This is a genomic window from Xenorhabdus sp. PB62.4, assembly GCF_014467285.1.
GTDB lineage: Bacteria > Pseudomonadota > Gammaproteobacteria > Enterobacterales > Enterobacteriaceae > Xenorhabdus.
The window spans coordinates 1-26,017 of record NZ_NKHR01000021.1 but is presented as its reverse complement, the minus strand read 5'-3'; the positions used below and the strand labels follow the sequence as shown (position 1 = coordinate 26,017).

Here is a 26,017-nt window from a genome sequence, read left to right as displayed (position 1 = left end):
TCATTTATAGGGACTTTTTGTGGTAGACTTAGCGCTGTTCGTTATCCATTCTGTTTGAGGTGCTTCTGAATACACCGTCGCAGCTTTCATTGCCATTATATTTGCCAGATGATGAAACGTTTGCCAGTTTCTTTGCAGGTGAGAATACTTCCTTATTAGCTGCAATAAAATTGGCCATTAGTCAGTCACATGGCAGCTATATCTATTTTTGGTCCCGCGATGGCGGGGGCAAGAGTCATTTGCTTCATGCTGCCTGTGCCGAATTGTCCCAACAGGAAGAAGCTGTAGGATATGTACCACTGGATAAACGCGCCTATTTTGTTCCTGAAGTCCTTGATGGTATGGAACATTTATCATTGGTGTGCATCGACAATATTGAGTGCATTGCCGGTGATCAGGAATGGGAGATGGCTATTTTCAATCTTTACAATCGAATTGTGGAGATTGGCCGGACTTGCCTTTTGATCACAGGCGATCGTCCTCCAAGGCAGATTAACCTGACGTTACCGGATCTGGCATCTCGTCTGGATTGGGGCCAAATTTACAAATTACAGCCTCTGTCTGATGATGAGAAAATTCAGGCATTGCAGTTACGGGCTAAATTACGGGGTTTTGAATTACCGGAGGATGTCGGGCGCTTTGTGTTGAAACGGCTCGACAGGGAAATGCAAACACTGTTTAAGACCTTGGATGAGCTTGATCGCGCTTCTATCGTGGCACAACGTAAGCTGACGATCCCGTTTGTAAAAGATATTCTTGAGCTTTGAGTTGATGTTTTGAGTTGACAGAGCGGCAAGTAAACGAGTTCAGAATGTAAAAGTGATCCGAATTTAAAAGTGATAGTGAACATGTTCCTATCACTTTTTTGTTCGGAGTTTCTGAGAATTAATCAGGACAGAATCTCTTTAACTTGCTCTGGTGGCCGCCCTAAGCGCGCTTTATCGCCGACAACAACAATCGGGCGCTCTATCAGTTTTGGGTTTTCAGCCATCGCTTGGATCAACGCTTTTTGCGATAGTGAATCATCACCGAGGTTAAGTTCCTTATAGCGTTCTTCTTTAGTTCTCATTAACTGGCGGGCATCTTTGAAGCCAAGTTGCTTCAATAGTACGGTCAATTGCTCCGCTGTTGGTGGTGTATCGAGATAGTGGATGATTGCCGGTGTAATACCGAGTTCTTCAACCAGCTTAAGTGTCTCACGGCTCTTTGAGCAGCGGGGATTGTGATAAAAAGTCACTTGTTGCATAGAAAAATCCCTCATTTTGTATATTGGCTATAACTTTGTTGCAGTTGGCGCAATTGATCAATACGGGCATCATACCGTGCCTGAGCATAACTGCCCAATTTTGCTAGCTTACTGGCTTTGCTCAGATAATCGATAGCCAAGTCAAATTTCCCCTGTAATGCCATAAATTCCGCATAAGCGGCGAGTTCTTCATCATTTTTTCCCTGCTTTCCTGCGGTTTTTCTCAATAAATCCCAACCGTTGAGATCGTCAGGGTTATTGAAGGTATAACGAAACAGAAGTTGTGATGCCTGTGAGTATTGCTCTGCGTTAAAGTAGGTGTTTGCGAGATTGATTTGCAGTATAGGATTGTTTTTCTGTTTCTTGAGCGCATCCTGCAATCGGGTAATAGCGCTGGCGTAGTGTTTTTGATTGATATCGATGTCAGTCATTGTATCAATGAACCAAACATTGTCCGGATGTTTATCCAGAAGTGGAGACAGGATCGCTTTAGCAGCAGCATACTTTTTATCTTCAGAAAGCAAAATAGCACGCCCATAGGCAGCAGCGAGCTGCTCTTTAGCTGCCCCTTGGCTATATTTGTTCAACAATTGATTAATGTTAGAAGGCTTTTCGTTTGAATACATTGTCAAAAGACGAACACGGGCGAACAGAAAGTCTTGAGATTCAGGAACGGTTTTAGTCGGGTATTGATTTGCCCTATTACGAGCGTCAGCCAACCGACTGTCAGGTAATGGGTGAGTATAGAGTATTTCAGGCAGTTTGGAGCTGTAGCGGGATTGATCTACCAGAATCTGCATAAAGTTAGGCATTCCATGTTGATCAAATCCTGCACGGCTGAGAATGCGTATTCCAATGCGATCAGCTTCTTGCTCATTTGACTGGGTAAAACTGATCATATTTTGCTGAAAACCTGCAAATGTACCGCTGAGTGCAGCTATGCCTGCATTTGGATTAGCCATCATCAGCAGAATAGAACCAAGGATACCAGCCCAGGCCAGGGGACCTTTGCGCTGTTGATCTTCCATCAGACGCGCCAGATGTCGTTGTGTAATATGGGAGATTTCATGAGCCATGACAGAGGCCAGCTCACTCTCATTTCGGCTATGGCGGAACAACGCTGAGTGAAGAACAACATGACCACCGAAAAATGCGTAAGCATTAATATTGGAATTTTCGACCAGATAGAAATGGAAAGGTGTTTTTACGGAGTCTGCGTGGTGAACTAATCTTTGGCCTAGTCTATTTATGTACTGTGTCAGCAACGGATCATAAATCAAAGGAACCTGAGCTCGTATTGAACGTATGTATAAATCACCCATTGCCAATTCTTGATTGATGCTGAGGGTTGCTCCTGCGGTAGTACCGATGTCAGGTAGTGAATCTTCAGCCGGTGCGGAGAATACAGAGGTATTGCCCAATAATAACAGGCTTGCAACGATGGCTATCAGGGATTTTTTCGGTATTTTTTTCATAAAGCGATTCTCATAAGACAGTTCCCATAAGATAACTCCTATAAAACAATTCCCATAAAGCAATTCCCATAAAGCAATTCCCATAAAACATGCGTTCTAACTAGCTACCAATTTCATGGATATGTGTATGATAGCAAAAGGTACCTGAAAATCCGTTAATCGTAATAATTTTTAATGAAAAATAGTTATTGAGTGTCGTTATCAAGGAGTCGTATTTATGCTGGAAATGATTATGCAATGGTATCACCGCCGCTTCACTGATCCACAGGTGGTGGCGTTATCAATTATTTTGCTGGCCGGGTTTGGGATTATTTATTTCTTTAATGGAATTCTGGCACCTGTCCTTGCCGCCATTGTTTTGGCTTATTTACTGGAATGGCCAACGGTGAAATTAGAAAAGCTGGGATGTGGTCGAGCGCTTTCCGTTTCCATTGTATTAACTGTTTTTATGGGAATCAGCGCATTGGTTATCTTGATTATTGCGCCTGCTGTCTGGCAACAGGGATTAAATTTGTTTTCTGATTTGCCCAATATGTTAAATCGTTTCAATGAGTATGCCCATACTTTGCCTTCCCGTTATCCGGCATTAGTCGATGCAGGTATTATTGAAATGATTGCTGATAATTTACGTAGCAAACTTTCTCTGGCGGGTGAATCTGTTTTTAAGTTTTCAGTGGCATCTTTGATTGGTTTGTTGACACTCGCGATTTATCTGATCCTCGTCCCCTTAATGGTGTTTTTCCTGTTGAAAGACAAAAATCAAATGGTGGTAGCATTACAGCGAGTACTGCCGCGTGATCGCGGTTTAGCAGGAAAAGTATGGCATGAAATGAACCAACAGATTACTAACTATATCCGTGGTAAAGTCACGGAAATGGTTATATTAACCATCTGTACATACGCAGTATTTGCCTTCTTTGGATTGAATTATTCTTTGTTGCTTGCAGTCCTGGTTGGTTTGTCTGTACTCATTCCTTATATTGGTACGGTAATTGTGACTATTCCGGTTATTGTCGTGGCTCTGTTTCAATGGGGGCTTGGAACTGATTTCTGGACTCTGTTTATTGCCTATTTGGTTGTACAGGGGTTAGATGGAAATCTCCTTGTGCCAATTTTATTTTCGGAAGCAGTCAATCTACATCCTCTTGTCATTATTCTTTCTGTCATTATTTTTGGTGGGTTATGGGGATTCTGGGGCGTTTTCTTTGCTATTCCACTGGCTACGCTAATTAAGGCTGTCATTAATGTCTGGCCGGAAGAAAAAATTGAAGAACAAGAGTAACGATAAGAAAAATCAATAGCCAATATTGAAAATGGGAGAAAAGGGTGGGGCAATTGCTGCTGTGATCATTGCGTACCGATTCCGGGTTGCTAACCGATCTGTCACAGAAAGCGTGTCATATTTTTATGCGATTAATTTCCATATATTTAGTGTCATGGGTTGGTTATCGATAATTGCGGTAGGAGGGTACTGGCTTGGACGCTTGTTAGAGCGTATTTATGTTCCTGCCCTTACATGTTGACTTCATTGGTTGTGGCAGTATTGGTGCACTTATTATCCGATAGATCTACTAATGTCGGTGTCGGAGTTAATATTTATTTCCTCCCGTTACCTAATCTGGCAACGGGAGGAAATGATACTATCTATACCATTGGGTATAACTGATTCACGATGAATGCTGTTTCAGGTGATCGAGTACAATTTGATGATGATCACTGGTCTTGAATTTATCAAAAACGTGTTCAATACTGCCTTGTGGATCAATCAAGAAACTGATGCGGTGAATGCCATCATAGATTTTTCCCATGAACTGCTTTTCACCCCAAACACCAAATTGCTCAGCAACCTGATGATCAACATCAGAAAGTAGCGTGAAATTCAGCATCTCTTTTTCTGCAAAGCGAGATAATTTTTCAGGTGCATCTGTGCTGATCCCTAGCACTTCAACATGGATATTTTTCAGTTCATCCATCGTGTCACGCAAACCACATGCTTGAACGGTGCAACCCGGAGTCATTGCTTTGGGATAAAAATAAACTAAAACACGCTGACCTTTGAAGTCAGATAAATTAATGGTTTCGCCATCTTGGTCAGGAAGGCTGAATTGAGGGGCCTTATCACCGGCTTTCAATGGACTCATTACGCATTCTCCGTTTAATCGTTTTGATTTAAATAAGTTTATACACTAATACTGCTATATCTTCTTGTGTCAATATGTATATACATTAATTGTCGTTATGTTTTAATTAATTATATGAATTTAAAGGTTTTTCTCCTTGCCTAATGATATTCTACACAGTAACGAAAAATGCCAAGAAAATGCTGATCAAATCCGATAAGGATAGTTTTCGCCATCCTAAGATAGTTAAGCGTATCCGTAAAGGGGCTGCGCTGAGGGGAGTGATCGTTGAAGAGATCACGCCGGATAGCCTGATAGCGGTGGGAGGGATAGCTAAAGAATGTTAAGTGATGGCTTTTGTCAGGAAGATGCGGCTTATTCTGTGCGTTTATTTTCGGTCAGAGTGAATAATGGGTATGTGCAGGTTTTTTGTGAGCAGAACATTTCAATTGGAGGTGTTGCTAATCGCTAAGTCGGTGACTGGCATATTAGCAAGTGCCCCGTAAACCTACGCCCAATGTGGGCGAGGATACAAGGGAAGTTAATCAGGTTTTTTTCGCAAGCTATATGTATTTAACGGGGGATCCCTCAATTATTTAATCTTTCAAATGATTTTGCACGTTAACAGTGCCTCGTGCATTTAATTCTTTACATAGTTGATAAAAAGTTTCTTTAAATATCGTACCATTGTCACTCAATGGATGATGACCTGTAATTTGAATTTCCAAGCGGGCAGAGTTATTTCCTTCAGCGGGATGGGTTTTTGATACCAGTTCAGCGATATTAAGATTTTGAGCGGTAAACAGACTGGTAAAACGTTCAACAATGCCTGGTGAATCATCAATATCCACTTTGACAGTAATAGTGGAAGGAAATTTGGTCTGGACACCACATCGGGTACGTTTCATCACAATCAATAATTCAAGCTCTGCGCCTTTCTGTGGCAAAGTTGACTCGATCAAGGCAATGGCGTTCCAGCTACCAGACAGCAACATGATAAAAGTAAATTCTTCGCCAAACATTGCCAGACGGCTATCTTCAATATTACAACCGCATGTACTGACAAGACGGGTGATAGTATTGACAATGCCGGGACGATCCGAACCCAAAGCTGTGATCACTAAAAAATGTTGTTCTGATGTTGGCAAAGCGATTTTCCTTTTAATTGTAATAGGTGTCTGCTGTGTTGTTGTCTAAACATAAAAAATGATCAAGAGAAGGTCAATCGTATTTATTGAGGAAACGCGATTATAATTTCTGTTTAATTGGCTACACTTGGTATTAACAAAATTCATTGAAATCGGGTGTGTAAGGAGTTTTCTTCTGTATAACAAGAAAGTACCATGAACTTCTCACTTTGCAGTTTAAGGTTTTAATTAAGGGGAAATGGCAATGGTAAGCAATCACTCTGATTTTACAGGCAGTATAGTTGCATTGATAACTCCGATGAATTCAACCGGTCAGATTGATAAGGCCAGTTTGAAAAAATTAATTGATTATCATATCGCCAGTGGTACATCTGCGATTGTGTCAGTTGGAACAACGGGTGAGTGTGCAACACTTAGCCATGATGAGCACGTTGAAGTCGTACTGACAACGTTAGAAGTGGCTGATGGGCGTATACCTGTGATTGCCGGAACAGGCGCAAATGCTACGGCAGAAGCCATTTCACTGACTAACTGTTTCGAAAACACAGGTGTTGCGGGTTGCCTGTCTGTGACACCTTATTATAATAGGCCGTCACAGGAAGGCTTATATCTGCATTATAAGGCGATAGCTGAGAATACCGACTTACCACAAATTCTGTATAATGTGCCATCTCGTACCGGATGTGATTTACTGCCATCGACTGTTGCCCGTTTGGCGAAATTGGAAAATATTGTTGCAATTAAGGAAGCGACGGGGAACTTAAGTCGTGTCAGTCAAATCCAAGAATTGGTTAATGATGAAAATTTCATTTTGCTGAGTGGTGATGATGTAAGCTTTGTCGATTTCATGCAGCTTGGTGGAAGAGGGGTTATTTCTGTGACAGCGAACGTTGCAGCGGCAGAAATGGCACGGATATGTGAATTGGCTGAGCAGGGCGAATTTTTGACGGCTCGTGGCTTGAACAGTCAGTTAATGGAATTGCATCATCAATTATTTGTTGAACCCAGCCCGACGCCAGCCAAGTGGGCCTGCCGTCAATTGGGGTTGATTACTGATGATACTCTGCGTTTGCCAATGATTCCGCTAACGCAGGAAGGGCAAATTTCAGTTGGTAACGCCTTGAAAATGGCTGGATTACTGTAAATTTTAGGGAATTTTAATGGCAACATTATTGCAAAAATCGAAGGTCATGAAGGTTGCTGGACTGTCATTGGTAGTTTTTTTGGCAGCCTGCTCCAGCGATCAGCGCTATAAACGTCAGGTAAGCGGGGATGAATCTTATCTTGAAACTCCCCCGCTGAAAGCACTGAATATCCCTGCGGGAATGATATTACCGTTGCAAAACAGTGAATATAATGTTCCGGAGGTGGTTTCAACAAGTGCAGTGGGTAAAAACTTGGATATTCGCCCGCCATTGCAGGCCCTTGCGTTATTGACGGGGTCCCGCATTGAAAATAGCGCAAAAAGCAGTAAATTGTTGCTTGAAAATAGCCCGGAATACAGCAAATTGTGGTCACAGGTAAACGATCTGTTGACGAAGAAAGGTTATCAGATCAGTCAGAAAGATGATGCTGCACAAACGTTGACAACTGATTGGGTGACATGGACTCGGGCAGATGAAAATATTCCTTATCAGGGGCGTTACCGTATCTCGGTTACCCAGCAGAATTATCAAACAGCCCTGTCTGTTTCCAATGAGGGATTGAAACTGGGCGAAAAGGAAGTCACCGATCCGGTAGAAATTCAACGTTACACAGTATTGATGCTTAATGAATTGGCGAGTGATTTAAGTCAGCAGCAGGAAGAATCAAGCCAAAATAATGCCAAAGATTCGGGTGCATTATCCGTACAGAGCGGTAGCGATAATACCGGATTGCCAAGAATTATTGTTCGTGCGCCATACAATGTTGTTTGGAACAGATTGCCGTACACATTAGAAAGTGTAGGTATGCAAGTGACGGATCGTACTCGTTCTACAGGAGCAATAGCCGTAACTTACAACGGCCTCAGTTCTTCTAACTGGAAAGCATTGGGTGTAGAAGCGCCTTCTATCAGCGAAGGAAATTACAAGCTACAGGTAGGTGATTTGGATAACCGAAGCAGCCTGCAATTTATCAGCGAAAAAGGTAAGCCGCTGACTCAATCTGAAAATGATCAATTGGTGGCTGTGCTGGAAGCCGCATTCAGCAAATCCACAACTAAGTAATATTTAAAGGGGCCTTGGGTCCCTTTAAATTTTTGGGTAAAATTTTTCGTTTAATTTTTTACGTTTAAAGAAGTCACATTTCTGGAGTATAAGATGCAGAAAAAAGCTGAGTTGTATCGTGGAAAAGCAAAAACAGTGTACGCCACTGATAATCCTGATCTGCTTGTACTGGAATTCCGTAATGATACATCAGCATTGGATGGTGAACGCATTGAACAGTTTGATCGTAAGGGAATGGTGAATAATAAGTTCAATCATTTCATTATGAATAAACTCGAAGCAGCGGGCATTCCGACGCAAATGGAACAACTTCTGTCAGATAATGAATCCTTAGTGAAAAAGCTGGATATGGTGCCTGTTGAGTGTGTTATTCGTAACCGGGCTGCGGGTTCTCTGGTGAAACGTCTTGGGGTGGAAGAGGGGATGGTACTTAATCCGCCACTGTTTGACCTGTTCTTGAAAGATGACGCTAAACATGATCCGATGGTCAATGAATCCTACTGTGAAACATTTGGGTGGGTTAGCAAAGAACACTTGTCTGAGATGAAACGCCTGAGTTACAAGGCCAATGAAGTATTGAGTAAGCTGTTTGATGATGCCGGCTTGATTCTGGTGGATTTCAAATTGGAGTTTGGTCTGTTCAAAGGTAAGGTCGTATTGGGTGATGAATTTTCACCAGATGGCAGCCGTCTGTGGGATCAACAAACAATGGATAAAATGGACAAAGACCGTTTCCGTCAGAGTCTTGGTGGTTTGATTGAAGCGTATGAAGAGGTTGCACACCGTATTGGCGTTATTTTGGATTAATGACGCAAACGATTACTTAAAGAGTATTGCTTAAAATAAAAGGATGCCCTGGAAATTAATAAGGGCATCCTGTCATCCTCTTGTGCCTTTAGTAAACGTTAAAGCAGGTATTTGATTTTCTGCTTCCAGCCTTTTTGCTGCATGCAATTATTATAGGTGTTGTTTCTTGAACTCTGATTAACATCGATCACATAGCTTTCAGTCATGGGAATACTCTGAGTGTAATAACCGTCTTTCCCGCATTGGCTTCCATTCGCACAGGGCTGTCGTACTGTCCTGAGTTCTGACCTTTGGGCAACTTCATTTTTTACAGGAAACAGCCTAAATGCCAATTGATTGCATTCTGTAGTTGCTTCATTAAAAGGAGTAGGGCTACTTGTTGCAGGCACCCATTGTGTTGTACAACCCGCTAAGGAAATACAGATTAAAATGAAGAATGTCAGTCTTCTCATATCGTTTATACGAACGCTTCCTGTTTGCAAGGCATTCCTTACAACCTTTCTGCATTCACCTTGATAAAAGTGTTGGTGTTTATCAGTAAAGCACAATAAGACCGGCTTGTTACTGACGTTATGAATAAATTGCCCACGTTGTAATCTTTTCCGCTACCAAGAAACAAAGTTTCACCTTGATTTGGATGGGTAATTATTTATTAATGTTATTATTTAAGCAAGAATGTTAACAAACTACGTGTCGATACACCATTTACCCAATTTAGGTACAGTTGTTACAGTACAAAGGGGGTTTACCTAGCTGCAACTTGAAAGCAGGCAGATATATGTGAATATACTTATGAATAAACATCCTTTTACTGAATATGAATAATTTTAAGTAAGCGCAGAAATTTTAAGTTATTATCCTGCCGGTACCAGAATACATATTTTCTGGTTTTAATATAATCAACTCATTATCTTCTGATTTAAAAACAATCAAATGTTGTTTTCTGGGAAATAAATATTTATGGGCCATATTGATCCTACTTTGCTGATTTTGCTCGTGTTGGCAGGGCTTGGTATTATCAGTCATAACATGACAGTGACACTTGCCATGTTATTTCTGCTAGTCGTTCGCATTACACCATTGAGTCAATTTTTTCCTTGGGTGGAAAAACACGGTTTGACGATAGGTGTCTTGATTCTGACTATTGGAGTCATGGCGCCTATCGCAAGTGGAAAAATCTCTGCACAGGAAATCTTCAGCTCTTTCTTGAATTGGAAATCACTGCTGGCGATTGCTGTTGGTATCTTGGTTTCATGGTTAGGAAGCCGGGGTGTTGCTTTAATGTCCAGCCAACCTTCAACAGTCGCAGGGCTATTGGTTGGTACCGTATTGGGAGTTGCTCTGTTTAGAGGCGTCCCTGTCGGGCCGTTGATTGCTGCTGGTATTCTGTCAATCATGATTGGCAAATCCTGATCACTTAGCGACTACGCTAGGATAATTATGTTGGATGATAATTATGTTGGATAGTGCATGGGATATGTTGCAGACACAGATGCAACAACAAGGGCAGCGCCGCTTAGTGGTATTGAGTGGTAACCCTCAATGGAGTGAATGGATTGTTAGCCAATTAAAAGAACAATTTCAAGGAGATTGGTTAACGGTTTCATCTTGTGGGCCTGATGCCATCGAGCCAACGAAAGCTGTTAGTTTACTTGGGCGTGAATTTTTGCATGGTGTTTTTGATGCAACGAATGGTTTTAACGCTGAAGCATTGGCAATATTGGCTGGCACGTTAAAAGCAGGCAGTTGGTTGGTGATGCGCGTACCCGTTTGGTCACAATGGGCAGAATGGCCTGATGCAGACAGTATTCGCTGGAACGAATCGGCGGGAGTCATCCCGACACCTAATTTTATCCGGCATATCCAGCAGCAGATCCTCTCCTATCCTGACGTATTACTCTGGCGACAAGATACTCCACTTCAATTACAACCATTGTGTCAGACTGGCCTGTGGCAGATGCCTGATGGAAACCCAACGGTTAGTCAGCAAATGCTTCTTGAAGAATTGTTACCGTCATCAGGCGGAGTCTGGGTAATCACTGCTCCACGCGGACGAGGAAAGTCTGCTCTGGCCGGAATGTTGGTACGGCATTGGCAAGGTACGTGTTGGCTGTGTGCACCAGCAAAAATCACAACAGAAGTTATTCGATGTTACTCCGGTATATCAGAGCAAGAGATGCCATTCTGGGCGGTAGATAATTTATTGAAGTATTGCCGATTGAAAAAGGATGGACCGGGAAATAAAGATGACGCTGATTGGTTATTGATTGATGAAGCAGCGGCGATCCCAACACCACAATTGGCCGAATTGATCCGCCACTTTCCTCGAGTGTTGTTAACTTCAACGGTTCAGGGATATGAGGGAACCGGGCGTGGTTTTTTATTGAAACTCTGCGCTGCCTTACCTGACTGCCATGTTCGTGAATTGAAAACACCAATGCGCTGGGCTGAAAATGATCCTTTGGAATCCTGGTTGGATAGCGCGCTATTATTTGATGATAAATTACAGCTTAATGAGCAATCAGCTCACTTTAATATTGAGAAAGATCTGCGCCTTTACCCTATTGAACAACCCATGTGGTTACAACAACCCGCATTATTGCGTCAATTCTATGGATTATTGACCAGCGCACATTATCGCACATCGCCCCTTGATTTACGCCGATTGTTGGATGGCAATGGGATGACATTTTTGTCTGCCATGTCTGGTTTACCAGTGAATGAATCCCGATTGGTTGGAGCAATGTGGTTGGTGAATGAAGGTGGTTTATCACAAATACTGGCACATGAGATATGGGCAGGAAGGCGTCGTCCGAGGGGAAATCTGGTCGCTCAATCCTTGGCGGCTCACAGCGGATTTCCACAAGCTGCGGTTATGCGATCACAGAGAATTAGCCGTATTGCCGTGCAAGCACGATATCGTCGCCGTGGCATTGCTCAACATTTGATAACTCATCAATGTCAGGAAGCGAGAAAACACAAATTGGATTTTCTTTCTGTCAGTTTTGGCTATACCGTCGAGCTTTGGGCACTTTGGCAAAAATGTGGTTTTCGGTTAGTCAGGATGGGAACTCATCGGGAAGCGAGCAGTGGTTGTTATACTGCAATGGCTATCTTACCGTTGAGCAGGCAAGGTAAACGTTTTGCTCAATTGGCACAGCAACAATTATCCCGTGATGCCAGTGGACTGGAGTTGTTACTTGGCTTTGCCCTGCCGATTGAGCACGATAACGATGAACGGCTCAATGCCAGTGACTGGCAGGAGTTGGCTGGTTTTGCATTTGCTCATCGTTCCTTGTCCGCTTCTTATTTTGCATTACAGAGATTATTATTGGCGAGTGATTTGGCTTTGCCCGGATTGAGAAAACATCTTCAGCAGCAGATAGATATTGAACAGTGTGCACACGATTTATCGTTAAGTGGGCGCAAGGCGTTATTAAAACTTTGGCGAGAAGAGACGGCTCACGCTTTGGCAAGCATAGATGAAATGCTTGCCAATCAGTGGCGAGATTGGGTTATTTCTTGCGATTCTGTTGAGGCCAATCGTCCTCGTCATCCCATTGATCGTTAAAATCCCGATGGGGCGGTAATTCTGGCTTGTTATCTAAAAAATATTTTTGGTCGACACGACTCAGCGCTTTTACCGCATTAATGATAATGCCAACGAGCACTAACAGAACAACCCACCAATAATCTATCAGCCAATGCATTGTATTTCCTCCCAAGATATTAAGAGCCTCCTCCATAAGGCTCTTGGAGCCTTTTCTAATCCGCTATCTTGATATATTTTTCAAATAAATAAGACAGATTGGTTCTTAACCAGCCGATGCCGGCAATATCACGACCTTGCCAAGCGTTCAGTAGCACGTTCCCATCGAACAAATGTTCAGCCTCATGGGATATAGGCCAATAACTGATATGCCATGGTTCATAAGCTACGCCAGCATCATGGCGAATGTACGGGCGATAGAAATCATAATGCGACATGTTTTCTGTCAGCCAATGAGTCAATGGCTCAAAGTAGCCCCCATCTTCATATTCCCATGGTTCCAGCAGTAATTTTTTACCTTGCGGCAGCAGGAACGGATCATACACATCCAGTTCGGTGCCCCAATGATGACGGCTCGCTCCCGGCAAAGCCGACCAACGGAGAATGGCTTCACAAAGCTCACCTTCGCTCATCTCTGAAATGTTAAGAGGTTGGCTATGATCATCTAATACCGGGCGTTGACCGCGGAATTTTTCATTCCAGATAGTTTGCTGACGTGTAAAATCACGGAATGAACTGGCAGGTTGTAGCTTAAATCCTGCTTTAGCTGCATCTTTCTGCATGGCAAGAAATGCTTTGGTGGCATTGAACTGCAAACGGTGATTGCCAGCAAGTGTTACCAAATGATCCGTGGACAATCCAGTCAACATTTCAGGTGTCATCATTTGATTAATTTCTCCATGATACGTTGATAAATCAGGCTCAACTCCTGTAAATCCGTCACCTTGACGCATTCATTCGTTTTATGAATAGTAGCATTAATGGGCCCTAGCTCCACAACCTGAGCACCCATTTTGGCAATAAAACGCCCATCGGATGTACCGCCACTTGTTGATAGCTCCGGTTTATATCCGCAGTAATGAGCAACCGATTCAACCGCCGCATCAACGAGGACACCTTTACTGGTCAGGAAAGGCTGGCCCGATAACCACCATTCAAGTTCGTATTTCAGATTATGCTTTTTCAGCATATCTTCAACTTGTTGGCGGATTGCAACATCTGTTAATTCGGTACTGAAACGGAAATTGAATTGAACCCACAGTTTACCCGGAATAACGTTATTGCTACCGGTTCCTGCCTGAATATTAGCGACTTGCATGCTTGTGGCAGGGAAAAACGCATTTCCGTTATCCCACTTTGTATTAACCAGTTCTTGTAAAAAGGGTTGTGAACGATGAATAGGGTTATCAGCCAATTGAGGATAGGCGACATGGCCTTGAGTACCCAAAATAGTCAGGTTGGCAGTTAACGAGCCTCTCCGTCCATTCTTGATCATATCTCCCAGACGTTGCTGGCTGGAAGGTTCTCCTATAAGGCAGTAATCCAGGCGCTCATGGCGGGAGATTAATGTTTCAACTACTTTGACGGTACCATTTATTGCTTTGGCTTCTTCATCAGAGGTGATTAAAAAAGCAAGGCGGCCTTTATGGGCAGGATATTCCTCGACGAAACGTTCAGCAGCCACAACCATGGCAGCCAGAGAACCCTTCATATCTGCGGCACCACGGCCATAAAGCATCCCATCGCGGATAGCAGGTTCGAAAGGAGGTGTTTGCCATTGTGATGTATCGCCAGCAGGAACAACATCGGTATGTCCAGCAAAGGCAAAAGTTTCTCCCGTTCCACGATAAGCCCAGAAATTCAAAGTATCACCAAAAGGCATTCGCTCTATCGTAAAGCCGATATTTTGCAGACGCTGAATGAGAAGCTCCTGACAGCCTTGATCATCAGGACTGACGGAAGGGCGCTGAATTAATTGCTGAGCAAGATCAATTACTGGACAACTCATGATGAGATCCTTATCTAGTCATGCGAGAAAAATTGTTGATACTGTTCGGCCTTGAAACCGATTAAACACTTTTCTATTGCTGAAGCTGCCGTTTTTGAGATCAAGAGAGGCCGTTTTATGATTGCGGGTTGTTCCAGCATGAGTGCTTGAGCAGCCTCTGTATTATTAATGGCAGCTTTTTGCTCATCAGACAACTTTCGCCAAGTTGTACCACGAGTATTCAGCAAAGGCTCCCAGCCGACTTGTTCAATAAATGCCTGGAGTAGCTCAGGAGATAAACCCTCAACGCGATAGTCATGAAATTGATAGGGGATCTCTTGGTCTTCTAGCCAGCGACGCGCTTTTTTTATGGTATCGCAGTTTTTGATACCGTAGAGAGTGAATGCCTTATGAGAAGTGGTATCCGACATGATGAGATCCTTGGTTTTGTTTAACGTAGCCGACATAATGCGGGAAATTTGGGATTTTATCCAGACAGAGATAAGGCTTAGCTGAAATAGTAAATCAGATAAATAGTACCCATATTTATTATATTGGAAATTAATTCACTTTTAAATTAATTTGCTTTTCTTGATAACTCACAATTTCCCTGCTGATAAAACTTAGGGAAATTGTGTTTTATAATGGAGAAGTGGAGAAAGAATCCAATGTTAGATGAACTCTGTTTTCCTATGTTTTAGATAAATGATAGTGGCTTCGAGACGGGAGCGGGATTTAAGTTTTTTCAATAGGTTACGGGTATGTACTTTCACTGTCTCTTCTGAAATAAAAAGGAAGTCAGCAATTTCTTTATTTGTCATTCCTTCTGAAATTTCTTTTAAGACATCTAACTCACGCTTGGTTAATTTTGATAATGGGTCGATATAAAGATGGCGGGTAGATAAATATTGATAAACTTTTTCACTGAACACAGCATGACCATCAGCGGCTTTTTTTATGTTGTTCAACAGAGGAACAAGCTCAGTGCCTTTTAATAAATAGCCATTTGCACCGGCATCAACTGCATCATAAATATCACCACGATGATCAGAATCGGAAAGTACCAAAATATACGAATCAAGGCCTTTGCGGCGAAGGGATTTAATCGTATCAACCCCTGAAAGGCCGTGAATTTTCAGATCCATCAAAATAATGTCTGGTTTTATCTGACAAGCGATATTAATCGCATCTTCACCATTGTCAGTTTCGGCGGTTACGATGAGTTCCCGCTCTAATTCAATCAACCCTTTTAAGCCGTGACGGATGATAGGATGATCATCAACTATCATGACCGAATGATTGTGCATGTTCTTTCTCCCATATAGAAATGCAGATTATTATGTTTAATAAAACATAAAAGACAGAGTCCTGCTTTATGTTAAATTGCTGTGTGATTTTTATGGAGTATATTGAATCATCTTTAATGAGATTCTGAAAATATATCCTGATATAAAAATAGAAATATCGCAAACAGGTTTAACCATTCAGGTGAAATAAGATTCACTTTCATAAGAAATGCGTTTCCTTAATTGCTGATAATTTTCCAAATAAATTTGGGCTAATATTTTATAGATTATTTTTTGTTTTTGTAAACTTATTTTAAATGCTGACTTTAAAATACTTCTTTAATTAATTTATCAGTTCGTTAATTGAAGATAAAATACCTCTCTATAGGTATCTCTAGGATAATGTCTATATAATGCTGGTTAACATAAGATCATTATTAGCCTGCTTTTTGATCTTTGGTTTTTGGGACAAGAATAAAATAATGCTGCTGACATCATGATTTAACTTTCCGTAACTATTATACTGAGCAGATTTTCACTTCGACATGACGCGTAAAGGATCTGATGATGGACGAAAAACTAAAACAAAGTGCGCTTGATTTTCACGAGTTTCCACAGCCGGGAAAAATCACGGTTACTCCGACTAAGCCACTGACAACTCAACGTGATTTGGCGCTGGCATACTCGCCGGGTGTTGCGGCTCCTTGCCTTGAAATAGCAGAAGATCCTTTGGCGGCTTACAAATATACTGCTCGTGGTAATCTTGTTGCGGTTATCTCCAATGGTAGTGCTGTCTTAGGGTTAGGTAATATCGGTGCATTAGCCGGTAAACCGGTTATGGAAGGTAAGGGCGTTCTGTTCAAGAAATTCTCTGGCATTGATGTTTTTGACATCGAAGTTGATGAGTCCAACCCTGATAAATTGATTGATATCATTGCGGCTCTGGAACCGACCTTCGGTGGCATTAACCTTGAAGATATTAAAGCGCCGGAGTGCTTCTATATTGAGCAAAAACTCCGTGAGCGAATGAACATTCCTGTATTCCATGATGATCAACACGGAACTGCAATTATCTGTACCGCAGCGGTATTAAATGGATTGCGGGTGGTTAGCAAAGATATTAGCAATGTGCGCATGGTGGTATCGGGTGCTGGCGCTGCCTCGATTGCCTGCATGAACTTGCTGGTGGCTTTGGGATTGAAACGTGAAAATATTGTCGTTTGTGACTCGAAAGGGGTTATCTATCGTGGTCGCGAAGAGAATATGGAAAAAACCAAAGCAGATTATGCTATTGAGGATAATGGCAGCCGTACATTGGCAGATGTGATCCCTAATGCTGATATTTTCCTCGGTTGCTCTGGGCCGGGTGTATTGACACAAGACATGGTAAAAACCATGGCGAAAGATCCGCTTATTATGGCATTAGCCAACCCGGAGCCGGAAATTCTGCCACCACTGGCAAAAGCTGTTCGCCCTGATGCCATTATCTGTACTGGTCGTTCTGATTTCCCTAATCAGGTGAACAACGTTCTTTGCTTCCCGTTTATTTTCCGTGGCGCATTGGATGTTGGGGCGACAACCATCAATGAAGAAATGAAACTCGCCTGTGTCCGCGCTATCGCAGATTTGGCACTGGCGGAACAAAGCCAGGAAGTGGCTTCTGCCTATGGTGATCAAGATCTGTTCTTTGGCCCTGATTACATTATTCCAAAACCCTTTGATCCTCGCCTGATTGTAAAAATTGCTCCGGCAGTGGCGAAAGCGGCGATGGAATCTGGTGTTGCAACACGGCCTATTACCGATTTCGGGGCATATATTGAGAAACTTAATGAGTTTGTCTATAAAACCAACTTATTCATGAAGCCAATCTTCTCTCAAGCTAAAAAAGAGAAAAAACGCATTGTATTGGCAGAAGGGGAAGATATCCGCGTATTGCATGCCACACAAGAACTGGTTTCTCTTGGGTTGGCGTTCCCTATCCTGATTGGCCGCCCAAGTGTTATTGAAATGCGGATTAAAAAACAAGGTCTGCATATCGAAGCCGGTAAGGATTTTGAAGTCGTGAACAACGAGAATGACCCGCGTTTCAAAGAATACTGGCAAGAATATTACCAGATGATGAAACGTCGTGGTGTGTCTCAGGAGCAGGCCCGTCGTGCAGTGATTGGTGATCCAACCTTGATCGGTGCAATTATGGTGCATCGTGGCGAAGCTGAAGGCCTGATTTGCGGTACTGTGGGCAGCTACAGCGAACATTATCGAGTAGTGAAAGATGTTTTTGGCTTCCGTCAGGGAGTACATACCGCAGGCGCCATGAATGCCCTAATGTTGCCAACAGGGAATACATTTATTGCTGATACTTATGTCAATGAAGATCCAAGCCCGGAAGAACTGGCAGAAATTACATTGATGGCGGCTGAAACCATTCGTCGTTTCGGTATTGAACCTAAAGTAGCGCTATTGTCACGTTCAAGTTTTGGTTCTGCTGATTGTGATTCTGCGCGAAAAATGCGTAAGACACTGGAATTGGTTCAGCAAATGGCGCCATCCCTTGAAATTGATGGTGAAATGCACGGCGATGCTGCACTGATGGAAAGCATTCGCCGCGATATCATGCCGGACAGCCCACTGAAAGGTTCTGCGAATTTGTTGATCATGCCAAATATGGAAGCTGCCCGTATCAGCTATAACTTACTGCGTGTTACTAGCTCGGATGGGGTAACTGTAGGCCCGGTCCTGATGGGAGTAGCAAAACCTATCCATATCTTGACACCCATTGCTTCCGTGCGTCGTATCGTGAATATGGTGGCATTGGCGGCGGTTGAAGCGCAAACCAATCCTCTCTAAAAAATAACCATTTATTGTTCCGGCCTATTCATGAGGCCGGAACAAAAGAGAGAGCGACCCTGTTAAGTCTATGCTTAACAGGGTATTTTTATTTGTAAATAATTCTCATTATCTATAATATGCGGGCAATTTTTCTTTTGATAATGAATAAATATGAAAACATCTGCCTGCATAAAATCGACTTTTCTGGCCTGTTCGTTATTACTTGGTGGTTGTGCTATTGCGCCAAATGATGCTCAAAATACCCCTCAAGCGACACTTCAAATTCTTCCTGATGAATTAATGTACTCCGGGGCAGTACTTGATATGAAAACAGGGAAGGCCATAACCCCCGATGACCTGCTTGAACAATTGGCGAGCTATCCTCGTGTTGTTGTTGGTGAAAAACATGACAATCCCTACCATCACCAGATCGAGTTATGGCTGGTGCAACAACTTGGAAAAAAACGTCCTCACGGTTCCGTCTTACTGGAAATGATTGATCCAAGCCAGCAAGAAAAGGTCAATAAAGTTAAAAGTTGGTTGCAAGGGAACCCGATTGTCAGGGGTGAGCGGGTCCAGACATTATTGGCATGGCATCAAGGCTGGCCATGGAAATGGTATGGTGATTTGGTGATGGAGTTAATGAGAGCACCTTACCCATTACTTGCGGCAAATCTGACTCGTAGTGAAATCGATCAGGCGTACAAAGATCACAGGGCCGGAGATAGAACTTCACTGGTTTCTGATGATGTTAAAAAACGCATTGAAGAAACCATCAAAAATTCCCATGGTGGAAATATCGATGAACAACATCTCTCTGCGATGAGCAAAATTCAACAAATGCGTGATCAGCGAATGGCAGAACAATTGGCCAAGGCACCATCACCAGCGTTGTTATTTGCGGGCGGATATCACGCAGTAAAAGCAATGGGTGCTCCTCAGCATATGAAAAAAATAGTGCCAAATGAAAAAGTGGCTGTGTTTGTGATTGCAGAACAAGGCGTTTCTTTGAACAACGATTATGCTGATTTTGTCTGGTTTACCCCAAAAGTGAGCGAAAAAGTAACCAAATAATGTTAAGTATCACAAGGATGTGAATAACTAATAAATAAAAATAGTTTTCATTTATATATTGAATTGATTATCATTCATCTCCATTTATTATTGACATAATGTGCTATAAGAAATGTTGACGTATACCGCTTATCAAAATGCTCACACTGGTCACGTGACAAAATCCTTTCTCGCCGCGATCACACTCCATGCTTTGTTGGTAGGCTGGCTCGTCTACAAACCAAAGGACGTTGATATAGAAGAGCTGTTGCCTCCGCCTGCGGTGATGGTGGAACTATCAACACAGACAGAAGCAATACATAAAATACAAAACCAGCCGATTGGCATTGAACAGCAGCTATCTGTTACCAGTAAGCAGCAGGAAAGCAAGGTTGATGAAATAAACATGCCCAAGCTGGATGTAAACGAAAATGCTTTGCTTTTAGTCAACAAGCAAAAGAAAAAACAGAAAGAACAAGATGCACCGAAAAAAACACAGCCTGTCAAACGAGTGAAAGCCAAAGAACAGGAGAGTGAAAAGTCGCGCAGCACCGTAGCACCAACAACCAGTAGTGCAACGGCGAATAATGTAACCGTTCGTACAGCAGCATCCTATGAAAGTAATTCTAATGCCATTGCCGATGCCAGAGCGGTTTGGCAGGCAGAAGTGACCGGGCATTTGAACCGCTACAAAAAATATCCAGAAGATGCCCAGAGAAGAAAGCGAACAGGGCGCCCAATGGTGAAATTTACCGTCAATCAGTTGGGCGCCCTGATTGACAGTGAGTTAACACGACGTTCAGGGACTAACTCTCTGGACAGAGAAGCAAGGATGGTATTGGAAAGGGCGCAGCCTTTACCTGCACCACCTGATGTTATTTTAATCAATGGCAGGGTTACGGTTGAACTGCCAGTGGAGTTTTCTTTATCTCAATAAAAACGCAGGATTGATGGCATGTCACAGTATAAGACGGTACTTTCATCGAATACGAAAAGGCCAACCAAAAGAACAGCACACAGTAAAAGAATAATGCTCGGTTTTTTGCTAGGTGGTAGTTTATTGAGTCATAGTTTTACCGCTATCGCAATGGAGAAAAGTATGTTGCCACCTATGGCCACAAAACAGCCGCATAAAATGGAAAATCACGGGGATGCCCGTGTCGATAATTATTATTGGCTGCGTGATGATAACCGTCAGGACAAAAATGTTATTGATTATTTAACGGCTGAAAATCAGTATACCGGGCAGATGCTGAAATCAGGTCAGGAACTGCGTGAAACTCTGTATAAAGAAATGACTGATCGAATGAATAAAGAAGATCAGTCAGTTCCTTATACCTATAACGGGTATGTTTATCGTACCGTTTATGAGGCAGGAAAAGATTTCCCAATCTACCAGCGCAAGCCCGTTGATGATTCAACTGATTGGCAGGTCATGGTTGATGGCAATGAGCGGGCAAAGGGCCATAAATTTTATCAAATTGGTGGACTTGCGGTGACGCTGGATAACAAGCGCATTGCTGTGGCAGAAGATATCCAAGGTCGTCGTAACTATCAGGTTTCATTTAAAAATCTTGATGGTGCTGACTGGCAGAACAATGTCATCGACAACACGTCCGGCAATATTTTGTGGGCAAATGATGGCGAGACATTGTTTTATGTACGCAGAGATCCCCAAACGTTGCTGCCTTATCAGTTATTCCACCATCAATATGGTACTGATACCCGGCAGGATAAAAAGGTCTATCAGGAAGACGATGATCGTTTCTATCTGTCGATTTCAGACAGTACTTCGCGCGACTATATTTTGATCTCGAGTGTCAGTTATTCGACTTCAGAGTATCGCTTGATTGATGCCAATAATCCGCAATCGGAACCACAGGTTTTCTCTGCCCGTCAGGCGGGGCGTGAGTACGATCTCGACCATTTCCGCGGGCAATTTTATATTCGTTCCAACCATGAAAATCCACTGTTTGGCTTATATCGTACAGAAGCTAGTGATAAGCCGTGGGAAACGGTGATTGCACCACAAGAAAACACGGATCTGGAAAATTTTGAATTGTTCAATAACTGGCTGGTAGTACAGGAGCGTACCAAAGGATTGTCATCAATTCGTCAGATTGATTGGAAAACGCAGCAGGAAAAACGCGTTTCATTTGATGATCCGGCCTATATGGCATCGATAAGTTATAACCCAGAGCCAGATACCCATTTATTGCGCTATAGCTATTCATCCATGACCACGCCAAGTTCAGTGTTCCAGTGGAACATGGAAACAGGTGAACGTGAATTATTGAAGCAGCAGGAAGTTAAAGGTTTCAACAAGGAAAATTATGAAAGCCAGCGTATTTGGGTAAAAGCCCGCGACGGAGTGGAGGTGCCCGTATCTCTGGTATATCGTAAGTCCCTGTTCAAGAATGGTGAAAACCCGATCTTGATTTACGGTTATGGTTCTTATGGCATCAGCATGGATCCTTATTTCAGTTCAGCATTGTTGAGTTTGCTGGATCGTGGCTTTGTTTATGCTTTGGTGCATGTTCGTGGTGGCGGCGATTTGGGCAAGAACTGGTATCTGCAAGGTAAACTCGAAAACAAGATGAACAGTTTCCACGATTTTATTGATGCTACCAGAAAACTGATTGCTGATGGCTACGGAAATAGCAAGCGGGTTTATGCAGAAGGTGGCAGCGCAGGTGGTTTATTAATGGGCACGGTTATTAACCAGGCACCAGAATTATACCGGGGAGTCATTGCGAAAGTGCCTTTTGTGGATTCTTTGACAACAATGCTTGATTCATCTATTCCATTGACAACAGGTGAATATGAAGAGTGGGGTAATCCAAATAATAAAGAGGATTACTTCCGTATTAAATCTTATAGCCCTTATGACAATATTAAACATCAGCGTTATCCTCACTTATTAGTGACAACAGGTTTGCATGATTCCCAAGTGCAATATTGGGAACCGGCAAAATGGGTTGCGAAATTAAGGGAAATGAAACAAGGCGACAGTCTGGTATTGTTAGAGACTAATATGGATACCGGACATGGTGGAAAACCAGGGCGTTTTAATCGCCTGAATGACATTGCCTTTGATTATAGTTTTCTATTAATGTTAGATGATGCTAAAACTTATTTTCCAGAATTAAAAAATTAATAAAAATATTTATAACTTCTGGCGCTGATAATTTTTTACCAGTGCCAGAGGTGTTTTATACACAAACTTACGAACCGATGTAAGCAACAATAAATGTAAGCAGCAATAAATGTTCTTCTATTTAGGATGATGGTAATGAAAATTGTGGCAAAAATAGCTGGAGCCAGCGCAGTATTAATCGGGCTTCAAGGAATCGCTTATGCTGAAAATACGAATGACAATAAAAAAGAAAAAGTCATGCGGTTCAGCAGCCTGAAAGTTTCAGGTGCTCAGGATAATAATAATGCTCCCCAGATTGAGGCAATGGAAAAGCCGGGTGCTTACAGTTCTGTAGGAGAAGATAATAAACTGGAATCTATGGATAGAGTACTGCGCAGTCTGCCGGGAACTTATACTCAAATGGATGTGAGTCAGGGAACAGTGAGCGTTAATATCCGTGGCTTAAGTGGTTTTGGTCGCGTTAATATGATGGTGGATGGTATCAGCCAGACTTTTTATGGCACATCACCGAGCGAGTTTGCACATGGGCAACAACCTTATAACCAGTTTGGCGCTTTGATTGACCCTAATTTTATTATCCGTACGGATATTAATCGTGGGCAGGCTGGTGATGAGGATTCAATCAACGCGTTAGTGGGAAGTGCTAACTTCCGTACTATTGGTGTTGATGATGTCGTATTCGACGGCAACAATTTGGGAGTCCGTACTAAATGGACATATGGCAACAATGGCATCGGCCGAAGTGGTATGATGGCTGTTGCAGGAAAAACACAGGCATTCAATTCAGAAGGTTCTTTGGGGGCTCTATTCGCTTTTAGTGGACACAATATTGATGCTCATTATAGAAATGCTGATGGTATTAGTAGTGAGGAATTTGGTACAAGAAATACATTCAAACAAAAACCTAACTCTCAATTGATGAAATTAAATATTAAACCAAATGACTTTCATGATCTAGAGCTATCTGGACGTTTTTATCATAATAAATTTAATATGCGTCATATTGATAGCTATGATTATTATCTAAAATATCATTACACACCATTTAGTGAATTGATTGATACGGAAATTTTGCTTAGCACTGGAAAAGGAATTCAAGATTTTCAGGGTAAGGCTTTAAGTGGCTTAGGTAGAAGTGAATCACGTAATAAATCTGACTCTATTAATATTAAAAATACAAGCAGATTTGATTATGCCGATATTGATTTTGCATTTACCTTAGGTAGTAAATTGATGCGTACTGAGTATACTAAAAAAACAGGTATTGGGCTGGCTGATGAAAAGGAATCTACGGAAAAAAATAATGTCTTTTCACCAAGTGGAAAACAAAATATTACCAGTATTTATAGCAGGTTGAAAATTGAACGGGGGATTTATACTGCTGATTTAGGACTAAGCTATTTGGAATCTAGTTTAAAAGGAATAAAACCAGCTTGTGATGAATTGTTAGACTGTTTTCCTCAGGGGGAAGCATTATTAAATATAAAGTCACGAGGATTTAACCCAAATATTTTATTATCGGCAGAAATTACACCTGCATTTCAGCCATTCGTAAGTTATACGCGCTCAATGAGGGCACCAAATGCTCAGGAAGTTTTCTATTCCAATGAAGCAGGAGCTTCTGTGAATCCATTCTTGAAAGGAGAGAAATCGGATACTTATCAAATTGGTTTTAATAGTTATCGCCCAAATCTGCTTGTAGACGGGGATGCATTCCATCTAAAAGCAGCATATTTTCATACTAAGATTAAAAACTACATCAAAAGTGGTTCTTATGTATTATGTGCGACAGGGAAAATATGTTTGGATGATGGATCCCTAGAACCAAAAGATTATCATAAGAAAAATTTCAATATTTTTATTTATACCAATAGCTTAGCTCCGGTCAATATGAGTGGTTATGAATTGTCAGCAAACTATAATGCGGGCGTATTTTATAGTTCATTAGCTTATAGTCAGCAAAAAACACAGCAGCCAACTTCTAGAGCAACATCTGATTTTGGGGCGAGTCCTGCTTCTCAGTTACCGGAACGATATCTTACATTAGATACAGGTATTCGTTTGTTAGATGAAAAAATGCGTCTTGGGGCTATTGTGACATATACAGGCAAATCTTATCACCAAGATCCTGAAATTGAACTGGATGCAGAGAATGGAAATCAAATAAAGATGATTAAGGATGATAAGATACCGACTGTTATCGATTTATACACAGATTACCAAATTAATAAAAATATATTGGTTAAATTGTCCGTGCAAAATTTAACCAATAGAAACTATGCTGACGCACTAAATCGTATGAATTCTTCTGCTCATATGGGAGCTAGTGATGCAACTACCCAAACCGCCCGCGGCCGAACTTACGTTATGGGCGCAGAAATTCGTTTCTAATAGAATTTAGATACCTATAAAAAATAGCGGTGAAAATTCACCGCTATTTTTACAAGATTATCATTATCCTGTATTTAATACATCTAATTAAGTCAATAAGATGGACACCGGCACAATTCAAACTGGGGAATAAAATTTTCTGACAGCATAGTTGCAAACATGTATTCGGCTTCAATGAGCCTTGATGAAAATCCGCACTTTCAGCCCACTGTTTGACAAGCTCCCGTGATTATACAGAAAAGAATAAAAGTGAAACTATCATATTTTCTTTATAGTTTATTTTTGATGGAATATAAAATTGAGGGCTGAAGGTTTTCAAGTTTCAGTATGATAAAAAACTATAAATAATAGGCAGAGAAGCTATGATTACTCCAATTTTCAGGAGAAATTACCAACCTGCAAAATAATAACTTAAAATTCCATGGAGATTTTCGGGCTTTTAAGGGTATTTAAGCGGATTCATCAGATAAAATCTGAGTTAAGTGCTCAAGAAAAATTAATTGCAAATTGATCACCATAACCTTCCAATAACGTATTTAGCTCATACTCCATGGTATCTTGAGTCCAGGTGATAAAACGTCGCCAGTGATATTTGGCTTGTTTCCAGACGATTTCAATCAGATTCAGCTCTGGGCTGTAGGCGGGAAGATAAAGTAAAAGCAGGTTGTGCTCTCGTAACCAGCGATGTCTGGTTTTTTCCGCGATCCCATGGTGGATACGCGCATTATCTAGCACTAAAAATGTCAAACGGTTGTCTCCTT

The 26,017-nt window shown here is 41.9% G+C and carries 24 protein-coding genes; 13 read left to right on the top strand and 11 right to left on the bottom strand.

Annotated features, from left to right (window positions below):
- The first annotated feature begins 59 nt into the window (after positions 1-59).
- Positions 60-767 carry a DnaA inactivator Hda gene (gene hda, locus Xenpb_RS15335; protein WP_047963722.1) on the top strand — a complete coding sequence of 236 codons (708 nt, stop codon included), beginning with the start codon at positions 60-62 and terminating at the stop codon, positions 765-767.
- Between the two features lie 122 nt (positions 768-889).
- On the opposite strand, the gene arsC is transcribed toward hda, so the two are convergent.
- Positions 890-1,246 carry an arsenate reductase (glutaredoxin) gene (gene arsC / locus Xenpb_RS15330; protein WP_187655121.1) on the bottom strand — a complete coding sequence of 119 codons (357 nt, stop codon included), beginning with the start codon at positions 1,244-1,246 and terminating at the stop codon, positions 890-892.
- An 11-nt stretch (positions 1,247-1,257) separates the two neighbouring features.
- Complete coding sequence (locus Xenpb_RS15325) at positions 1,258-2,721, bottom strand: M48 family metallopeptidase (RefSeq protein WP_187655120.1); 1,464 nt, start codon at positions 2,719-2,721, stop codon at positions 1,258-1,260.
- A gap of 217 nt (positions 2,722-2,938) precedes the next feature.
- On the opposite strand from Xenpb_RS15325, the gene Xenpb_RS15320 reads away from it, so the two are divergent.
- Positions 2,939-4,003, top strand: coding sequence for an AI-2E family transporter (locus Xenpb_RS15320; RefSeq protein WP_187655119.1), 1,065 nt, complete (start codon positions 2,939-2,941; stop codon positions 4,001-4,003).
- Positions 4,004-4,388: 385 nt separating this feature from the next.
- Here Xenpb_RS15320 and bcp read toward each other — a convergent pair whose 3' ends face one another.
- Positions 4,389-4,862 (bottom strand): thioredoxin-dependent thiol peroxidase, encoded by a 474-nt coding sequence (bcp, locus tag Xenpb_RS15315; RefSeq protein ID WP_187655118.1) that lies wholly within the window; start codon positions 4,860-4,862, stop codon positions 4,389-4,391.
- A gap of 143 nt (positions 4,863-5,005) precedes the next feature.
- Here bcp and Xenpb_RS15310 point away from each other — a divergent pair, with 143 nt between their 5' ends.
- Complete coding sequence (locus tag Xenpb_RS15310) at positions 5,006-5,188, top strand: hypothetical protein (RefSeq protein WP_222943004.1); 183 nt, start codon at positions 5,006-5,008, stop codon at positions 5,186-5,188.
- A 249-nt stretch (positions 5,189-5,437) separates the two neighbouring features.
- On the opposite strand, the gene Xenpb_RS15305 is transcribed toward Xenpb_RS15310, so the two are convergent.
- Positions 5,438-5,989 (bottom strand): glycine cleavage system transcriptional repressor, encoded by a 552-nt coding sequence (locus Xenpb_RS15305; RefSeq protein ID WP_187655116.1) that lies wholly within the window; start codon positions 5,987-5,989, stop codon positions 5,438-5,440.
- 244 nt (positions 5,990-6,233) lie between these two features.
- Between Xenpb_RS15305 and dapA the strand changes: the two genes are divergently transcribed.
- The 3 genes from dapA to purC all read left to right on the top strand — a co-directional run bounded on the left by dapA (position 6,234) and on the right by purC (position 9,003).
- On the top strand, positions 6,234-7,133 hold the full coding sequence (gene dapA, locus Xenpb_RS15300; RefSeq protein ID WP_187655115.1) for a 4-hydroxy-tetrahydrodipicolinate synthase: 900 nt from the start codon (positions 6,234-6,236) through the stop codon (positions 7,131-7,133).
- A 16-nt stretch (positions 7,134-7,149) separates the two neighbouring features.
- The gene (gene bamC / locus Xenpb_RS15295) at positions 7,150-8,196 is read left to right on the top strand and encodes an outer membrane protein assembly factor BamC (RefSeq protein ID WP_187655114.1); all 1,047 of its coding nucleotides are present in this window, start codon (positions 7,150-7,152) and stop codon (positions 8,194-8,196) included.
- A 93-nt stretch (positions 8,197-8,289) separates the two neighbouring features.
- The gene (purC, locus tag Xenpb_RS15290) at positions 8,290-9,003 is read left to right on the top strand and encodes a phosphoribosylaminoimidazolesuccinocarboxamide synthase (RefSeq protein ID WP_047963730.1); all 714 of its coding nucleotides are present in this window, start codon (positions 8,290-8,292) and stop codon (positions 9,001-9,003) included.
- Positions 9,004-9,101: 98 nt separating this feature from the next.
- Here purC and Xenpb_RS15285 read toward each other — a convergent pair whose 3' ends face one another.
- Entirely contained in the window at positions 9,102-9,485 is a 384-nt protein-coding gene (locus tag Xenpb_RS15285; RefSeq protein ID WP_187655113.1) for a hypothetical protein, read from the bottom strand.
- Positions 9,486-9,963: 478 nt separating this feature from the next.
- Between Xenpb_RS15285 and Xenpb_RS15280 the strand changes: the two genes are divergently transcribed.
- The gene (locus Xenpb_RS15280; RefSeq protein ID WP_187655112.1) at positions 9,964-10,416 is read left to right on the top strand and encodes a DUF441 domain-containing protein; all 453 of its coding nucleotides are present in this window, start codon (positions 9,964-9,966) and stop codon (positions 10,414-10,416) included.
- A 43-nt stretch (positions 10,417-10,459) separates the two neighbouring features.
- Positions 10,460-12,574 (top strand): tRNA(Met) cytidine acetyltransferase TmcA, encoded by a 2,115-nt coding sequence (locus Xenpb_RS15275; protein ID WP_187655111.1) that lies wholly within the window; start codon positions 10,460-10,462, stop codon positions 12,572-12,574.
- Here the strand turns inward: Xenpb_RS15275 and Xenpb_RS15270 are convergent.
- The 5 genes from Xenpb_RS15270 to Xenpb_RS15250 all read right to left on the bottom strand — a co-directional run bounded on the left by Xenpb_RS15270 (position 12,519) and on the right by Xenpb_RS15250 (position 15,847).
- Positions 12,519-12,713, bottom strand: coding sequence for a YpfN family protein (locus Xenpb_RS15270; RefSeq protein ID WP_187655110.1), 195 nt, complete (start codon positions 12,711-12,713; stop codon positions 12,519-12,521). The genes Xenpb_RS15275 and Xenpb_RS15270 overlap by 56 nt on opposite strands.
- A 55-nt stretch (positions 12,714-12,768) precedes the next feature.
- Positions 12,769-13,437, bottom strand: a complete 669-nt coding sequence (locus tag Xenpb_RS15265) for a M15 family metallopeptidase (protein WP_187655109.1) — start codon at positions 13,435-13,437, stop codon at positions 12,769-12,771.
- Positions 13,434-14,561 (bottom strand): succinyl-diaminopimelate desuccinylase, encoded by a 1,128-nt coding sequence (gene dapE, locus Xenpb_RS15260; RefSeq protein WP_187655108.1) that lies wholly within the window; start codon positions 14,559-14,561, stop codon positions 13,434-13,436. Before dapE ends, Xenpb_RS15265 begins: the two co-directional genes overlap by 4 nt.
- Positions 14,562-14,575: 14 nt before the next feature.
- Positions 14,576-14,971 (bottom strand): ArsC family reductase, encoded by a 396-nt coding sequence (locus tag Xenpb_RS15255; RefSeq protein ID WP_187655107.1) that lies wholly within the window; start codon positions 14,969-14,971, stop codon positions 14,576-14,578.
- A gap of 240 nt (positions 14,972-15,211) precedes the next feature.
- Entirely contained in the window at positions 15,212-15,847 is a 636-nt protein-coding gene (locus Xenpb_RS15250) for a response regulator (RefSeq protein WP_187655106.1), read from the bottom strand.
- A 546-nt stretch (positions 15,848-16,393) separates the two neighbouring features.
- On the opposite strand from Xenpb_RS15250, the gene maeB reads away from it, so the two are divergent.
- The 5 genes from maeB to Xenpb_RS15225 all read left to right on the top strand — a co-directional run bounded on the left by maeB (position 16,394) and on the right by Xenpb_RS15225 (position 25,256).
- On the top strand, positions 16,394-18,673 hold the full coding sequence (maeB, locus tag Xenpb_RS15245; RefSeq protein ID WP_187655147.1) for an NADP-dependent oxaloacetate-decarboxylating malate dehydrogenase: 2,280 nt from the start codon (positions 16,394-16,396) through the stop codon (positions 18,671-18,673).
- 153 nt (positions 18,674-18,826) lie between these two features.
- Complete coding sequence (locus tag Xenpb_RS15240) at positions 18,827-19,729, top strand: ChaN family lipoprotein (RefSeq protein WP_187655105.1); 903 nt, start codon at positions 18,827-18,829, stop codon at positions 19,727-19,729.
- 112 nt (positions 19,730-19,841) lie between these two features.
- Complete coding sequence (locus Xenpb_RS15235) at positions 19,842-20,645, top strand: energy transducer TonB (protein ID WP_187655104.1); 804 nt, start codon at positions 19,842-19,844, stop codon at positions 20,643-20,645.
- Positions 20,646-20,807: 162 nt separating this feature from the next.
- The gene (locus Xenpb_RS15230) at positions 20,808-22,865 is read left to right on the top strand and encodes a S9 family peptidase (protein WP_255523158.1); all 2,058 of its coding nucleotides are present in this window, start codon (positions 20,808-20,810) and stop codon (positions 22,863-22,865) included.
- 135 nt (positions 22,866-23,000) lie between these two features.
- Positions 23,001-25,256, top strand: coding sequence for a TonB-dependent receptor (locus Xenpb_RS15225; RefSeq protein WP_187655102.1), 2,256 nt, complete (start codon positions 23,001-23,003; stop codon positions 25,254-25,256).
- 486 nt (positions 25,257-25,742) lie between these two features.
- On the opposite strand, the gene Xenpb_RS15220 is transcribed toward Xenpb_RS15225, so the two are convergent.
- Positions 25,743-26,017: transposase (locus Xenpb_RS15220; RefSeq protein ID WP_187655101.1), on the bottom strand; the 275-nt coding region annotated here is incomplete at its 5' end.

What these genes read in the sequence shown, in the direction of transcription:
- arsC (WP_187655121.1), bottom strand. Translation starts at nt 1,246, where the DNA reads ATGCAACAAGTGACTTTTTATCACAATCCCCGCTGCTCAAAGAGCCGT.
- Xenpb_RS15280 (WP_187655112.1), top strand. Translation starts at nt 9,964, where the DNA reads ATGGGCCATATTGATCCTACTTTGCTGATTTTGCTCGTGTTGGCAGGG.
- Xenpb_RS15250 (WP_187655106.1), bottom strand. Translation starts at nt 15,847, where the DNA reads ATGCACAATCATTCGGTCATGATAGTTGATGATCATCCTATCATCCGT.
- Xenpb_RS15265 (WP_187655109.1), bottom strand. Translation starts at nt 13,437, where the DNA reads ATGATGACACCTGAAATGTTGACTGGATTGTCCACGGATCATTTGGTA.
- Xenpb_RS15310 (WP_222943004.1), top strand. Translation starts at nt 5,006, where the DNA reads ATGATATTCTACACAGTAACGAAAAATGCCAAGAAAATGCTGATCAAA.
- dapA (WP_187655115.1), top strand. Translation starts at nt 6,234, where the DNA reads ATGGTAAGCAATCACTCTGATTTTACAGGCAGTATAGTTGCATTGATA.
- Xenpb_RS15325 (WP_187655120.1), bottom strand. Translation starts at nt 2,721, where the DNA reads ATGAAAAAAATACCGAAAAAATCCCTGATAGCCATCGTTGCAAGCCTG.
- Xenpb_RS15270 (WP_187655110.1), bottom strand. Translation starts at nt 12,713, where the DNA reads ATGCATTGGCTGATAGATTATTGGTGGGTTGTTCTGTTAGTGCTCGTT.
- Xenpb_RS15275 (WP_187655111.1), top strand. Translation starts at nt 10,460, where the DNA reads ATGTTGGATAGTGCATGGGATATGTTGCAGACACAGATGCAACAACAA.
- dapE (WP_187655108.1), bottom strand. Translation starts at nt 14,561, where the DNA reads ATGAGTTGTCCAGTAATTGATCTTGCTCAGCAATTAATTCAGCGCCCT.
- bcp (WP_187655118.1), bottom strand. Translation starts at nt 4,862, where the DNA reads ATGAGTCCATTGAAAGCCGGTGATAAGGCCCCTCAATTCAGCCTTCCT.
- bamC (WP_187655114.1), top strand. Translation starts at nt 7,150, where the DNA reads ATGGCAACATTATTGCAAAAATCGAAGGTCATGAAGGTTGCTGGACTG.
- purC (WP_047963730.1), top strand. Translation starts at nt 8,290, where the DNA reads ATGCAGAAAAAAGCTGAGTTGTATCGTGGAAAAGCAAAAACAGTGTAC.
- maeB (WP_187655147.1), top strand. Translation starts at nt 16,394, where the DNA reads ATGGACGAAAAACTAAAACAAAGTGCGCTTGATTTTCACGAGTTTCCA.
- Xenpb_RS15235 (WP_187655104.1), top strand. Translation starts at nt 19,842, where the DNA reads ATGTTGACGTATACCGCTTATCAAAATGCTCACACTGGTCACGTGACA.
- Xenpb_RS15255 (WP_187655107.1), bottom strand. Translation starts at nt 14,971, where the DNA reads ATGTCGGATACCACTTCTCATAAGGCATTCACTCTCTACGGTATCAAA.
- Xenpb_RS15240 (WP_187655105.1), top strand. Translation starts at nt 18,827, where the DNA reads ATGAAAACATCTGCCTGCATAAAATCGACTTTTCTGGCCTGTTCGTTA.
- Xenpb_RS15320 (WP_187655119.1), top strand. Translation starts at nt 2,939, where the DNA reads ATGCTGGAAATGATTATGCAATGGTATCACCGCCGCTTCACTGATCCA.
- Xenpb_RS15225 (WP_187655102.1), top strand. Translation starts at nt 23,001, where the DNA reads ATGAAAATTGTGGCAAAAATAGCTGGAGCCAGCGCAGTATTAATCGGG.
- Xenpb_RS15230 (WP_255523158.1), top strand. Translation starts at nt 20,808, where the DNA reads ATGTTGCCACCTATGGCCACAAAACAGCCGCATAAAATGGAAAATCAC.